12 protein-coding genes are annotated in these 14,032 nt (G+C 30.7%); 5 read left to right on the top strand and 7 right to left on the bottom strand.

The features are described 5' to 3' along the window. Window positions 1-43: 43 nt before the first annotated feature. Both GVY01_RS09100 and GVY01_RS09095 read right to left on the bottom strand, forming a co-directional pair. Entirely contained in the window at window positions 44-2,242 is a 2,199-nt protein-coding gene (locus GVY01_RS09100; protein WP_017637581.1) for a cation:proton antiporter, read from the bottom strand. Between the two features lie 133 nt (window positions 2,243-2,375). Beyond that, window positions 2,376-3,779 carry an amino acid permease gene (locus GVY01_RS09095; RefSeq protein ID WP_017637582.1) on the bottom strand — a complete coding sequence of 468 codons (1,404 nt, stop codon included), beginning with the start codon at window positions 3,777-3,779 and terminating at the stop codon, window positions 2,376-2,378. A 349-nt stretch (window positions 3,780-4,128) separates the two neighbouring features. Between GVY01_RS09095 and GVY01_RS09090 the strand changes: the two genes are divergently transcribed. Beyond that, on the top strand, window positions 4,129-4,938 hold the full coding sequence (locus GVY01_RS09090; RefSeq protein ID WP_026083501.1) for a metallophosphoesterase: 810 nt from the start codon (window positions 4,129-4,131) through the stop codon (window positions 4,936-4,938). A 54-nt stretch (window positions 4,939-4,992) separates the two neighbouring features. Here the strand turns inward: GVY01_RS09090 and GVY01_RS09085 are convergent, their stop codons facing one another. Continuing rightward, window positions 4,993-5,610, bottom strand: coding sequence for a C39 family peptidase (locus GVY01_RS09085; RefSeq protein ID WP_017637584.1), 618 nt, complete (start codon window positions 5,608-5,610; stop codon window positions 4,993-4,995). Window positions 5,611-5,775: 165 nt separating this feature from the next. Here GVY01_RS09085 and GVY01_RS09080 point away from each other — a divergent pair, with 165 nt between their 5' ends. Next, window positions 5,776-6,252 carry a GyrI-like domain-containing protein gene (locus GVY01_RS09080; protein WP_017637585.1) on the top strand — a complete coding sequence of 159 codons (477 nt, stop codon included), beginning with the start codon at window positions 5,776-5,778 and terminating at the stop codon, window positions 6,250-6,252. Window positions 6,253-6,322: 70 nt separating this feature from the next. Here the strand turns inward: GVY01_RS09080 and GVY01_RS09075 are convergent, their stop codons facing one another. The 3 genes from GVY01_RS09075 to GVY01_RS09065 all read right to left on the bottom strand — a co-directional run bounded on the left by GVY01_RS09075 (window position 6,323) and on the right by GVY01_RS09065 (window position 9,617). Then, window positions 6,323-7,528: a multidrug effflux MFS transporter gene (locus GVY01_RS09075; protein WP_017637586.1), complete on the bottom strand. Its 1,206-nt coding sequence runs from the start codon at window positions 7,526-7,528 to the stop codon at window positions 6,323-6,325. 223 nt (window positions 7,529-7,751) lie between these two features. Next, window positions 7,752-8,435 carry a hypothetical protein gene (locus GVY01_RS09070; RefSeq protein WP_017637587.1) on the bottom strand — a complete coding sequence of 228 codons (684 nt, stop codon included), beginning with the start codon at window positions 8,433-8,435 and terminating at the stop codon, window positions 7,752-7,754. A 36-nt stretch (window positions 8,436-8,471) separates the two neighbouring features. Next, window positions 8,472-9,617, bottom strand: a complete 1,146-nt coding sequence (locus GVY01_RS09065) for a glycerate kinase (RefSeq protein ID WP_017637588.1) — start codon at window positions 9,615-9,617, stop codon at window positions 8,472-8,474. A 190-nt stretch (window positions 9,618-9,807) separates the two neighbouring features. On the opposite strand from GVY01_RS09065, the gene GVY01_RS09060 reads away from it, so the two are divergent. The 3 genes from GVY01_RS09060 to GVY01_RS09050 all read left to right on the top strand — a co-directional run bounded on the left by GVY01_RS09060 (window position 9,808) and on the right by GVY01_RS09050 (window position 13,196). After that, window positions 9,808-11,322 (top strand): hypothetical protein, encoded by a 1,515-nt coding sequence (locus tag GVY01_RS09060; RefSeq protein ID WP_108017157.1) that lies wholly within the window; start codon window positions 9,808-9,810, stop codon window positions 11,320-11,322. A 2-nt stretch (window positions 11,323-11,324) separates the two neighbouring features. Beyond that, window positions 11,325-11,705, top strand: coding sequence for a GtrA family protein (locus tag GVY01_RS09055; RefSeq protein WP_017637712.1), 381 nt, complete (start codon window positions 11,325-11,327; stop codon window positions 11,703-11,705). 597 nt (window positions 11,706-12,302) lie between these two features. Next, window positions 12,303-13,196, top strand: a complete 894-nt coding sequence (locus GVY01_RS09050; protein WP_017637713.1) for a cation diffusion facilitator family transporter — start codon at window positions 12,303-12,305, stop codon at window positions 13,194-13,196. Window positions 13,197-13,282: 86 nt separating this feature from the next. Here GVY01_RS09050 and GVY01_RS09045 read toward each other — a convergent pair whose 3' ends face one another. After that, a complete protein-coding gene (locus GVY01_RS09045) occupies window positions 13,283-13,792 on the bottom strand; it encodes a hypothetical protein (protein WP_017637714.1) in 510 nt (169 codons plus the stop codon). Between the last annotated feature and the right edge of the window lie 240 nt (window positions 13,793-14,032).

The raw sequence follows: 14,032 nt of genomic DNA, 5'->3' as shown, positions 1-14,032 counted from the left end.
GATATTCAGATAAGTGAATAAATAGTCATTGTGGTTTTTTTATTTATGATTCTTCAGCAATAATAATTTCATTGTAGTTAATATTTTCTCTTAGTTGTTTAGCAATTTCTGATGTGACTTTTTGTTGCTTAATTAATTCATCTAAAAATTTTCTTTCGGTATAAATTGCGTGTAAACGTAAAGACAATTGTGTTTCTGAAGAAAAATTAGTTATTGCATTATTGTTTCTACTTTGAATGGTACTTTGTCTTTTACGTAATGTACGTATCAAATTATAATATTGGTTCACAACAAGTGATGTTTCAAGCACATTTGAACTGTTTTGTTCTTTGTGTAATCTAAGTGTGATTTGATGATTCACCACGCGCATAATTTTTTGTACACTTTTTAGTTCATTTTTATAGGACTTCAACATTTCAGTACGTCTTTCTTCAATTTGATCTCTTGAAGGTTTGTGTCTTTCATTATTTTGTTCAACTGATATTTTCTCATGATGAGTTGAGTTAACTTTATCTTTATTTTTATTTTGCACTTCTGAAGAAAGGGTATGGGCAGCGTGTTTTCTATAGTTCTTTCTCGCTTTGAATCTTAAATAAATCATGTTAAAGAAACGTGAGAATTTTGTGATAAACGATGCTTCTTTATAGGATTTACTCAACTCTACAATATTTCGGTAATTAGATAATTCTTGAGATGTAATTTTCCCTTTATTAATAAGACGTTCTAAGGTTGCTGTTTCTTCTTCTTCAGCAATTTTGGTTAATCTGTGTAGTTCTTTAGTATCTTTGTTATCTGGTTCTACATTAATTAAGAACGAAAGCTCAGTGAAATATTGATTGAATAAAGGTCTATAATCAATGTTTTCATTTTCTTTAGCATTCTTTTTCAGTTGTTGTATGACAGATTGAATGATAAGTATTTTAGCCGCTTGATATGTCATACCTTGTTTAGTATCTTTGTTTTCCGATTTTGTAATAAGAGGTAAGACGATTTGAGCTAGTATAAGGCTAATTAAAACCATTAATGATGCGATAAATAATAAATCATTTCTATATACAAAGTTTTGATGGTGACTCATCATTGTAGGTAAGGTTAAAGCCATTGATACAGAAATTGTCCCATGAATACCACACATAGTCATGATAAATGAATAAAGTATTCGGTTTGGTGGCTTTTCTTCTGCTAATTCTTCATCTTCAATATAACGTTGTATATTTTTAGGATAATAAAAATCTTTATACCATAAGAAGACCCATATGAAACGGAAGCTATAAATAGCTAATGAAATAAGCAATGTAATACCGATTAAAAATTTAAGATTATCTGGTTCAACTTTCACAATTTCTATAACTACTTCAGGTACTATAAACCCTAAAACGACGAATACAAAACCGTTTAATGCATAGCTCAATGTATTCCAAATCTGGGAATAGTTAATTTGTAATTCTGTTTGAGCACGAAGTAATCTATCTCGTTCTAAACCATGTACTAATCCGGCAAACACAACTGCAATAATACCAGAGGCATGTAATTCTTCGGCAATAAAGTATATAACGAATGGTGTAAGTAACTGGATAAAAGTGAGAGTATTATTATCTTTAAAACCTTTATTTGCAGTTAAAAAGACGCGTAACTGCACTACTAAAATACCAAGAATGACACCAACTAATATCCCTATAATTGTTGATACTATAAATTGTTCAATTGCACTGACTGCCGAGAACATACCCGTAACAAGGGCAGTAACAGCAATTTTAAAAGAAATGATACCAGCAGCATCGTTAAGTAAAGATTCTCCTTCTAAAATAGACATTGCTCCCTTTGGTAAAATCTTTCCTTTAGTTATAGCAGATACGGCTACAGCATCAGTTGGGCAAAGTATTGCTGCAATTGCAAATGCGGCAGGCATTGGTAGCTCGGGCCAAATCCAATGTATAAAGTAGCCGACACCGATAACTGTTGTGAATACTAATGCCATTGCCATCAATATGATAGGTGTTCTATATTCCATTAATTTTGATCTTTTAATATGAGTACCTTCTACAAATAATAATGGTGCAATGACAGCCATCATAAACACTTCAGAATCAAAGTCAAAATGAATAGGAATAGGTAAGGTGAAAATGGCTGCACCCAGTGCAATCTGAATAAACGCTGTGGGAATTTTAGGAAAACGATTATTAATGATTGCACTTAATATAACAGCAAATATAAATATTAAAAATGCTTCAAGTAATTCCATCTTAATCTCCTTATATCAATAATAAGTATTATTTTAACATGAAATATACCATTTAAATTTTGTAAATTTCAAAGTTATATAAAAAAATAGAGTTAGCAAAATCAACTTTGCAAACTCTATATTAATCTTAAGATTATAGGTTTTCAGTATGTTTTTTATCAGCTAATTTTTGTTTCTCAGCTAATTCTTTAGCATTATTTTTGTACTTTTTATAATAAAAGTATAAGAAGATAAACCAGAATGGTGAAATAAAGATAGCCGCTCTAGTATCATCACTAAAGAATAATAATATAAATACGAATGCAAAGAATGCTAATACGACATAGGCAGTTGCTTGTCCACCGAACAATTTAAATTTATTATTTTTATGTTCTTGAGGATTCTTTTTAACGTAAATAATATAAGAAACAATAATCATTGCCCAAACTACTAAGAATAATACTGTTGATAGTGTAGTGACATATATAAATAATTGAATGGCATCTGGAAAGATGAAGTTAAGTAATGCTGCAACTAATAAAGTAAATGATGATACGAACATAGATAAATATGGAACACCATTTGAATTTGTTTTACTTAGCACTTTCGGTCCTAAGCCTTGTTTAGATAAACCAAATAGAATACGACTATTTGAATAAATACCACTATTCGTTGCAGAAGCTGCTGCAGTTAAAACTACAAAGTTAACAATACCGGCAGCAAATGGGATACCAATCAATGTAAATAACTTCACGAATGGACTGCTATCTGGATCAATACCATTCCACGGAATGACAGACATAATGACAAGTAGACCGCCAATATAGAATAGTAAAATTCGAATAGGTACATTATTGATTGCTTTTGGAATCGTTTTTTGAGGATCTTTAGTTTCCCCAGCCGTAACCCCAATCAACTCAATACCAATAAATGAATAGACAGCAATTTGGAATGACATTAAGAACCCAAATATACCATGCGGGAACATACCACCATGTTTAACTAGGTTAGTAAAAGACGCATGCCCGTAGTGTGTCTTGAAAGAAAAGAAGATTAATACTAAACCTACAATTACCATAGCTACAATAGTTACAACTTTGATAATAGAGAACCAAAATTCTAGTTCACCAAATAATCTAGCACCTAATAAATTAAATGAAATCAAGATTAAAACTATGAATAACACGGTTAACCAATGGGGTACTTGTGGATACCAAAAAGCAAAATACTGTCCCATTGCTGTTAGGTCAGACATACTTGAAACAATCCAACAAATCCAGTAGGTCCAACCAATGACGAAACCACCAAAAGGTCCGATATATTCATTAGCTATATCTACAAAAGAATTAAAGTGTGTACCACTTAATAATAATTCCCCTAAAGCACGCATAAATGCAAAAAGTATCATTCCAATAATCATATATGTGAATAATAATGAAGGTCCGGTCAATGCAATCGTTTGTCCGGAACCTAAGAATAGTCCAGTACCAATTGCTCCCCCAATTGCAATTAATTGGATATGTCTATTATTCAACTCTCTATGCAGTTGTCTTGCCATAATTTTCCTCCTCAGGAAAGCAAAATAAACAATTTATGAAAGCGTTTTCTTAAAATTAATACTATAGAACTATTTGGAATAAAGCAATTAATTTTTAAAATATAAGTAAATACATTTATTAAGCTTTGTATGATAATTATTACTTATATTTTTTGAAAAATCACATTATTCTGTAAATCAGGGGTAGTACCATTAGTTATTAATTACGGAAAACATAACTATTATAATGATAAGTCAATCATTTTTGAAATGATTTGTGAAATTAAGTTCCAAACAATGTCATTTTAAATATAAATGAGGATGTGTAATAATGAATAGCAATGAAAAATATATGAAGAAGGAATCTAAAATGAAAATAGGGGCTATTTCTGATTTACATGTTGATCGAAACCCAAAATTAAATTCACAATATTATTTTGAAACATTAGTAAATGTAATAATGAAGAGAGAAATCGAATTGCTTATTATTGCAGGTGATATTTCAAATGATTATCGTCAATCTATCCAATTTATTAAAGATTTGAAAAATAAACTTGAAATGCCTGTGTTATTTGTACCAGGTAATCATGATTTATGGTCGGATAGTACAGATAAAAGTTCTAAAGAGATTTTTGAAATATTTAAACAACAAGAAGATTGTTTAATCGAGCGCCCATATATGATTAATGAAAATTGGGCAATTGTTGGTCATACAGGATGGTACGATTATTCCTTTGCCGATACAAAATTTTCAAAGGAAAAATTACAAAAGGGAAAACATTATGGTGCAACTTGGCAAGATAAAGTAAGAATAGATTGTAATCTATCAGATAGAGAGCGTTCATTACAAGCTGCTAATCAAGTTGAACAGGATATAGCAGCAATAGGCGATCGACAAGTTATTCTAGTTACTCATATCGTTACGCATCCAGCCTTTGTCGTGCCAACACCTCATCGCATTTTTGATTTCTTTAATGCATATATTGGAACAAGTGATTTTAACCATATTTATCAACAAAACAATATTCAGTATAGTATTATGGGGCATGTTCATTTTAGAAAAAATTTAATTGAAAATAACATACAATATATTTGTCCTTGTTTAGGTTATCCGCGTCAATGGCGTACAGATGATATTTCTCAGGAAATAAATCATACTTTAGTTGACTTTATTATTTAAAATACCGTCAATCTATTTATATGAAAATATGATGACGGTATAAATTAAGGAGATTTAGTTATTAGGTTTAATATATAGACACATACGGCCTGGCGAATTAAAACTTCGTTCCATTTTTGATTTTTTGATTTTAATGATTTGTTTACTATTTGGAATAATTGCAGGGAATACAATTCCTTTACTGATATGACTCCAAAGTGGATCGATGTAGTAATAGTAGTCTTTATCATAGCCAATAAGAAGTGTGACATGAATATTTGATACAAGTCGAATTTTATAGCCGTCAAATTTAAAACTACGACGCATTGGTTTAGCGCCTAAACTTGTATGATACATAACTACTGGTTGTTGTTGGTCAATAATTTTTTCCAATTCGGCTAAACTTGTACCTGTACCGTTAATGACATTTGAATTATATTTTTGTAAAAATGGAACAAAAGCCTCTGGAAAAATGGTTTGATGGTAGCCAAATTTAACTAGCAAATGATTGCCTACATAACCTTTATAAGGGTTATTTGGGTGTGTTGGCCAATTTTTCATTATGTCAGTTGCTTTAATAGGCTGTTGATTAAATTGAAACATCATTGAAGCAGATACGCCTTCACATCCCATGACCATAGGGATAGGAAACAATTGGCTAATGGGTTTAACAGGTAGAATCGTTTTGTTCATCGGTAATCTCCTTAAGCTGATATACGTTTATATAGTATTCAATATTATATACTGAGTCTTTATATTTTGGATAATTATTTGTTTGGAAATGTTCATTTTAATGTTATTTCAGAATCAGAAAGGTTATAAATAGTAGAAAGCAGAATTTTTTAAGGGGAGTCAAAAATGAATTATCAAATAAAAAGTATGGAAGCTATTAATCTTATTGGTGTAAAACGCCAATTTAAGAGTGGGGGACATGCACAAAGTAATATCCCGGACTTTTGGGAAGATGTGACGACAATAGGTTTAGATTGTAGATTGTCAGAGAAAAGTGATGAATCATTTGAAGGCTTAGTTGGTCTATGTATACCACAACAGGATGGAAAAATGAATTATATGATTGGTGTTCCTAGTGACAAAACACCTAATGATGGATTAGAAACGTACCAGTTAGAGGATAATGACTATCTTGTTGTTAATGCAGTAGGTAAAGTGCCTTATTCTATTAGACATGCGATGCGTCACATTCATAATGAGTTATTGCCTAAGGAACATATTCAGTTAAAACAGGCGCCATTTTTCGAATTGTATCCTAATGGCGATACTCAAGACGATAACTATGTAACTGAACTTTGGTTACCAATAGAGCAAAATAAATAATAAAAAACGCAAGTGTTTGGCATAGAATAGATATTAAACCTGACTAATGCCTTACATTTGCGTTTTTAGTTTAAGAACGGTATTTTGTTGGATTAAGTTTGAAATAAATGAATTGTAATAACACTAACAAGATTGCTGTGATTGAAATAATAACTAAATACGGTGTCGGATCAAATTCGCCATTTAGTCCAACTAAAGGAGAAATAACACCACCAAGAATAAATTGGAATAATCCTAACAAACTTGAAGCGTTACCGCTACCTCCAGTTCTTTCTTCCATAGCTAATGCAAAGCCTAAAGGTCCTATAGACGTTACAGGGCTTATATTTAAGAAAAATGCTATGATAAGTAACCAAATAGGTAAGTGCATAGATAATGTAATAATAATCAGTATTACACCTATAATTTGAATGACAGTTAAGTAAATAAGTAAAGTATATCGGCTTAATTTTTCTACTAATAATGCTACGATTTGACTTACTAAAATTAAACCTATACCGTTAACGGCTAAAATAACACTAAATTGTTGAGGTGTTAAATTATAAACTTTTTGCGTAATAAATGGTGATGCAGATGCATAACTAAATAACATGACATAAGTTAAACCTTGTAACAACATTGGAATAACAAAGGATGGTTTTTTTAATAATGTACCAAAGTCTTTAAATATTCGTGAATAGTTTAGTGTAGTCTGTTCAGCTTTAGTTGATGGTGGCATCTTCATGAATACACCAATAATGACGATAAGTGTAATAATAGTTAAGATGATAAAGATACTTCTCCAAGTAGATATCGTTAAAGCAAAACCGCCAAGTAATGGCGCTATAATTGTAATAATTCCATTAACTACCATAAGTGAAGTTAACATTTTAGCCATCTCGTCACCACTAAACTTATCTCCAACTGAAGCTTTGGCTATAACTATAGAACCGCCTGCCATTAATCCTTGAATTAATCTTAAGAATAAAAAGAAATATAGACTAGTTGTAAAAACAGCAATTAAAGATGCAAGTAAATATATAACTAAAATGGTTAATGCGACTTTCTTGCGACCAAAAGCATCTGATAACGGGCCAAAGAAGAATTGCCCAAGTGCTAAGCCGATCATCGCAAACGATGTAGTTAATTGAATTTCTGAAGTTGTTGAGCCAAAGTCATGTTGAACGTTTGGCAATGATGGTGAATACATATCAATTGATAAGGGACCAAAAGTCGTCATCACCCCAAAAATGATAATTAATATGAATGGAAAGTGCTTGGCACTTGAATTTTGCATAAGCGTTCTCCTTTTTAAGAATTTATAGAACAAATTATATACGTTTTACACATATTTGTATGTAGTTATTTCACTTTTTATATCATCAATATTATTTATAAGGGGAAAATTTGCTTTTAAAGCGTGCAGTGAATATAAATGTAATAACTAACAGGCTTGTATATACCTATCAAATTAGGGAATACAAGCCTGTTATTTTGGTTTTAAATTATTACAACATTATTTATTGACCGTTTGAGCTAGAGCCATTTATTAATTCTTCAATTTTAGATTTAATGCTATCAAACTTTGTATTAATATCTTGTAACATACTGTTTACTTTACTTTGATTTTCATTATTTTGTTGAGCAGTGTTAGCATTTTTCAGTTTATCAATTTGATCTTGATAAAATTTAGTCAGTTTAGAATCTGCGTTTGTTTCTTCTTTTTGTTTTAAATTATTGATGTCTTGTTGTAATTGGTTGATTTGTGATTGGCTATCTTTATTTTGTTTAATATCATTTTTAGCTGAGTCAACTTTATTATTAATATCATCGTTTTGACTTTCGACTTCTTTTTTATAGTTTTGTGATACGTCAGGATCATTACTTACTTTATCATTATTATGATTTAATACAGCTCTGGTTACGAAGATAGCTACAATAATTAACAGAATAACGATAATGGCTATCAACCATTTTTTAGATTTACGTGTTTTTTGGTTTTCTTCCTGTAGCTCTTGTTCTCTTCTATAATCTCTACCGTTGTAATAGCGTTCTGGATTTTGTTCATATTCGTTTTCATTGTATTCACGTCGATCATCATATTGGCTTTGGTTTCTATAATCTCGTTCTTCACTTTGTCTACGATGATTTTGATATTGATCATCATATCGATAAGAATCTTTATACTTATCAGTTCTTTTCATACTGTCCACCTCATTTTTAATGGCATTTCTGGATTATTAATTTAATGGCAAATTTAACACTAGTGTACGGGCTATATTGTGGGCTGTTTTAGTTAAAAGTTCATATCCGTTATCTAAAGCATTTTTAAGGTCGCTGGGTTGATTAATAATACTAAAGGCACTATCAATACCATAATCATAAACAGCTTCGTAGTTTTCTCCTAAACTTCCTCCAATGGCTATAACTGGAATATTGATTTGTTTTGACGCTCGAGCAACACCAATAGGCGTTTTACCTAATATTGTTTGATTATCAATTTTTCCTTCACCAGTTACTACAAGATCGGCATTTTCAATTCTAGATGTAAAACGGGTTTCTTCTAAGACAACATCAATGCCTTTAGTTAAATCTACATCTAGGAAAGCCAGTAATGCAGTCCCCATACCGCCAGCTGCACCTGCACCAGGTACATCTTTGACATCTTTTTCTAGTTGTAATTTTATCTTATCATGATAATGACTTAATGCGGTATCCAACTTTGGTATCATCTTTGCAGTTGCGCCTTTTTGAGGGCCATAAATGGCAGTAGCACCATTGTCTCCTAGTAAAGGGTTAGTAACGTCACAAGCAACTTTAATTTCAACGTCTTTAAGTTTTGGATTTAACTGTGAAATATCTATATTGTCTATATCAAGTAAATGAATGCCTCCTGGTGCAATACTACTATGATTTGAATCTGAAAATTTTACGCCTAATGCTTGTAACATGCCGACACCCCCATCATTTGTAGCACTGCCACCAATGCCAAGTATAATTTTTTTAGCGCCTTGTTCTAAAGCATGATTGATAAGTTGTCCAGTACCATAAGAACTAGTTGTCATTGGATTTTTCTCATTCGTAGATAATAAATCTAACCCTGAAGCGGCTGCCATTTCAATGATCGCAGTTTGATTGTGTTGTGCATAAGCGTACCGTGCACGTATATCTCTAAGGAGTGGATCTTTAACATCAACTTCAATAGTACTTGCCTTTAATGCTTCCATTAAAACTTCAGTAGTACCTTCACCACCATCGGCCATGGGAATCAGATCATAAACCGTTGAAGATGGTAATACTTTTGAAAAGCCTTGATGTATAGCTTCGGCTGCCTGTCTTGCAGACATACTTTCTTTAAAAGAATCTGGTGCGATGACTATTTTCATGAATCAACACTTTCTCATCGTTTTATTTATCTTTATTTTATAAGAGGTCAGGTTAAAACAAAAGACAAAATATAAGTATTTATATATGAGATAACGTTGCTACTATGGAAACGTCTATATGAAAATTTTATTATATAATAGTATAATAAAATAACTTAGTAATTATTAGGAGTAGGGAGAACAACCAGAAATGTACAACATGATAAAGTTTAGAATGAATGAATTATACGTTGGATGTATTTTCATTTTTTTATTTTATTTATTAATCAGTATATTAACGCCTTTGTCAGCAGATGATTTTAAATGGTCTGTTGTAAATAAAGCATCTAATTATAGAGAAATGATTGAATATACGGATGGAAGGTATTTATGTCATTTATTAGCAATGACAGCTATGAAGATTAATATTTTACGCTACATATTATATGCGATTATTTCATTTGGACTTGTCTATTTACTAGCACTAATACAGCAACAACAGCAACACTTCAATTTTTATATCGTAGTATCATTTATATTACTATTAATAATGCCAAGAGTGATTTACAGAGAAACATACGGGGGCTTTGATGGGTTTTTTAGATATGTGCCAAGTACTTTAATCTCTGTATTTATATTATTTATTGTCGTATTAACGATATATAAATTAGAAATGCTATCAACAAAATGGATAGTCTTATTCTTGATTTGTACATTGCTAGGGCAATTTTTTGTAGAAAATATAACCCTTTACAATATATTGATATTACTTATTGGTAATATTGTATTTATGATAAGAAATCGTAATTTTAATTATTATTTAATTATAGGTTTTATGTTGAGTTTAATTGGTGCCATGTTAATGTTTATCAATCCTATTTACATTAGTATTTATCGAGGAGGAGATAGTTATTTTCGTTTCTCAGATAAACTCGGGTTAAAACATAAAATAGGTTATACATTGTTAAAGCAAATACCAGAATATATATTTATCGATCAATTTTTAATTGTAAGTATGATTGGATTTATCACAATTGGTTTTCTTATTAAAAATCAGTTGTTTGCTCATGCGAAATTATATTGGAAGATACTTCTAATATTAAGTATAGCGATATTGCCTTTTTATAAACTTTTTGTTTATGATTTTCTTCAATTTAATCTATTAAAAGGTTCATTAGCGGTTGCGTTGCTAAACACATTCATATGTGGATGGTTTTTTATAGCATTAGTAATTTCAGTTCGTTTTATTTTTAAAGAACAAGTTATAAGGAATCTAGGTTATTATGCACTTGGATCGATACCACTGGTAACATTGCCGTTATTATTAGTATCTCCATTAGGGGCAGGTAATTTTTATACTATTTATGTATTGTGGTGTTTGTACTTATTATTATTAATTTCTCAATATAAAATACAGTGTCAGTCAATATGGATTGGTTTAAAAGGATTTTCTATAGCATTGGCATTTATTTTTATTGTTACAATGAGTGTGATATATTTTAATAATATTCAACGCATTGATATGATAAACAAACAACTTGATACACATCGATACAAACATGTTGTCGTGTTAGAGAGGTTACCATTTGAAAATATCTTAAATAAGGTCACACCAACTTCTAATATGCAACACAAATCATTTAAAATGTATTATGATATACCTCAGAATGTTAAGCTGAAAATAGTACCTTATGGTTCAAGCTTGGCGAGACTTGAAGGAGATTAAGTATGAAATTAACTCAAACGCATATTGAGATTATTAAATTTATAATAGTCGGTGGCTTGAACACATTAAATTACTACATCGTTTATTTACTATTATTAAAATTACTAGATGTGAATTATTTAATTAGTCATATTACTGGATTTTTAGTTAGTTTCATCATTTCTTACTATTTAAATTGTTATTTTGTGTATAAAGTGAAACCAACATTACGTAAATTTATAAGTTTTCCACTGACACAAATTGTGAATATGGGAATGCAAACGTTACTATTATATGTTTTTGTACAGTGGTTTCATTTCCCGTCAGAAATTGCACCATTTGCGGGATTAATCATTACGATACCTATAACCTTTATTTTATCTAAATGGATATTAAAAGATTAATGCTAAAAATGAAATACATAATTAAAATAGACGGACATAAATCCCGAAATAAAAAGCACTAAGATGACCTATTTTCATCATCTTAGTGCTTTCTTTTTGTCAATACTTCGTATTGTATGGCTACGCTATGCCCAACTTGCTTTGCTTGTAGAAACTGATTTAATCAGTTTCTCTGTGTTGGGTCCCTTCCATGGTACAGTTTTAGCCAGAAATACTACACAGATAAATCTGTGAGAATTTCTAAGGTCTTCAACTAGTACTGTTCCCTCGGGAGTCTTGCCATAAATACTACGTATTTATATGTAATTTTATATTAAAAGACTAAAAAATAATGAAAAAGACAATTTCTATATTATTTCAATAAAAATCACTCTTTTCCACTTGTCCAAAAACTTAATGTTTCGGATACTTTTTCTTAACTGGATCTTGATGTTACCCTATGGTGTTTATTCTATAGAAAAGTGTTAATTTTTTAGGGAAGTCTAAAAAAATAATTAGCTTAATTATATAAAAAATATAGAAATTAAAAAACGTTGTAAAAATATTTTTTATGATTCATACTATGATTACTAAAGGAATTCAAGGTGGTCAAAGGTCATGTCTCAAAATGAAAATTTAAAGATTGCACAACGAGGTGCATATTTAAGTTTAGTCGTTTATATCATATTATCTATAGCAAAATATGTTACAGGATTCGTTTTTAATTCAGCTGCCGTGAGAGCCGATGCATTAAATAATATGACAGATATAGTTGTCTCTATTGCTGTGATTATTGGATTAAAAATATCAATTAAACCAGCTGATAGAAACCATCCATATGGCCATTTAAAATCAGAAAATATATCTACATTGTTGGTTTCATTTATTATCATGTTTGTAGGTATACAAGTTGTTATTGAAAATGCGCCAAGACTTCTAACACAAGATAAAAATGTACCGAGTCCAATTACTATTTTAGTAAGTATTATAAGTGGTTTAATCATGCTAGGTGTATTTTTAGTGAATCAAAAATTAGCAAAAAAAACTAAAAGTAGTTCACTAAAATCAGCCGCTAAAGATAATTTATCTGACAGTTTAGTTAGTATAGGTACAGCAATTGGTTTGGTTTTCACTCAGATTGGGTTTCCTATCGTGGATATTATTTTAGCAACCTTACTAGGTTTGCTTATCATTTATACAGGATTTGGAATTTTTAGAGAGTCTATTTTTACATTGAGTGATGGATTTAATGAAAAAGATTTGGAAGAATACAGAAATGATATATTAGAAGTGGACGATGTGTTAGATGTTAGAAGTATTAAGGGACGTTATCATGGAAGTAGTATTTTCTTAGACGTTACGATAGTGGTAGAGCCCAATTTATCCATTAGTCAAGCACATTTAATTTGCGATAAAGTTGAAGATCATCTACATGAAAAGGGAATTTCTTCTGTATATGTACATCCCGAACCTAATATGAACGATAATTTAAGTAATGAGATACATAATTAAGTATAGAAATTTAAACAAAATAAGCGCCAAGCAGAAATCAACGTCGATTTCTGTTTGGCGCTTGTTGTTATTTATATAAAGCAATCTTACCAATAACCGTTTGATTCACGGAAAGAAATAGCTGCATCAATTGAACCATAACGTTCTTTTGCGTAGTTAATCATACCTTTAGTTTGAGTAGCTACAGAACCATAGCCCCATGATTGGTTCGTTTGACCTAAACCATGATATTGTCCGTTTGAAGCATCTGGATCACCGCCAGATTCTGGCATTACTACGCTATCCCATAATTCTTTTGTGCCACCTGCTTCTATAAATTCTTTATAGACATCACTTGATGATTCACTGCTTGATGATGAATCTTCACTAGATGATGATTTACTCTCCGAACTAGTGCTTTGTGTAGACGTTTGAGTTGTTTGGTAATTTGAAGAAACTGATGAAGACTTATCTTGTTGTTGGTTACCAAACGATTGATTTTGTTGAGGTGGGCATTGTGTTGGTTGATTATTTTCAGCTGCATGTGCTTGATGTGCTTCTAAACCTGTTGCCCCTATAGAAACTGTAGCGATAATTGCTAATATTGATTTTTTCATAATAGTTAACTCCTTTAGTATGTGATTTCAATCAGACTAAAAAAATAATCCCAAGGATATCAGTCTGAGCTTATTTAATTGTGTTTATTTCTTAAGGTGTGTTCATACTATATCATCTATAGGTATTGCATAGGTTACATGAATATAAAAAGGTAATGACACACATTTTAGTTAGAATACAAGCATTTCAAATTTAAAAAGGAATATTTCAAAAGTTACAAAAGCTAAAGCAAACGTTAT

Source organism: Staphylococcus sp. 8AQ (genome assembly GCF_902506595.1).
In the GTDB taxonomy this organism is placed as follows: domain Bacteria; phylum Bacillota; class Bacilli; order Staphylococcales; family Staphylococcaceae; genus Staphylococcus; species Staphylococcus pasteuri.
Note: the sequence above shows the minus strand (reverse complement) of the source record. Positions and strands in the feature narration are given on the sequence as shown.

Coding starts and splice junctions, on each gene's coding strand:
- GVY01_RS09080 (WP_017637585.1), top strand. CDS start 5,776: ATGAATTATCAAATAAAAAGTATGGAAGCTATTAATCTTATTGGTGTA.
- GVY01_RS09060 (WP_108017157.1), top strand. CDS start 9,808: ATGTACAACATGATAAAGTTTAGAATGAATGAATTATACGTTGGATGT.
- GVY01_RS09090 (WP_026083501.1), top strand. CDS start 4,129: ATGAAAATAGGGGCTATTTCTGATTTACATGTTGATCGAAACCCAAAA.
- GVY01_RS09055 (WP_017637712.1), top strand. CDS start 11,325: ATGAAATTAACTCAAACGCATATTGAGATTATTAAATTTATAATAGTC.
- GVY01_RS09070 (WP_017637587.1), bottom strand. CDS start 8,435: ATGAAAAGAACTGATAAGTATAAAGATTCTTATCGATATGATGATCAA.
- GVY01_RS09045 (WP_017637714.1), bottom strand. CDS start 13,792: ATGAAAAAATCAATATTAGCAATTATCGCTACAGTTTCTATAGGGGCA.
- GVY01_RS09100 (WP_017637581.1), bottom strand. CDS start 2,242: ATGGAATTACTTGAAGCATTTTTAATATTTATATTTGCTGTTATATTA.
- GVY01_RS09075 (WP_017637586.1), bottom strand. CDS start 7,528: ATGCAAAATTCAAGTGCCAAGCACTTTCCATTCATATTAATTATCATT.
- GVY01_RS09065 (WP_017637588.1), bottom strand. CDS start 9,617: ATGAAAATAGTCATCGCACCAGATTCTTTTAAAGAAAGTATGTCTGCA.
- GVY01_RS09085 (WP_017637584.1), bottom strand. CDS start 5,610: ATGAACAAAACGATTCTACCTGTTAAACCCATTAGCCAATTGTTTCCT.
- GVY01_RS09050 (WP_017637713.1), top strand. CDS start 12,303: ATGTCTCAAAATGAAAATTTAAAGATTGCACAACGAGGTGCATATTTA.
- GVY01_RS09095 (WP_017637582.1), bottom strand. CDS start 3,779: ATGGCAAGACAACTGCATAGAGAGTTGAATAATAGACATATCCAATTA.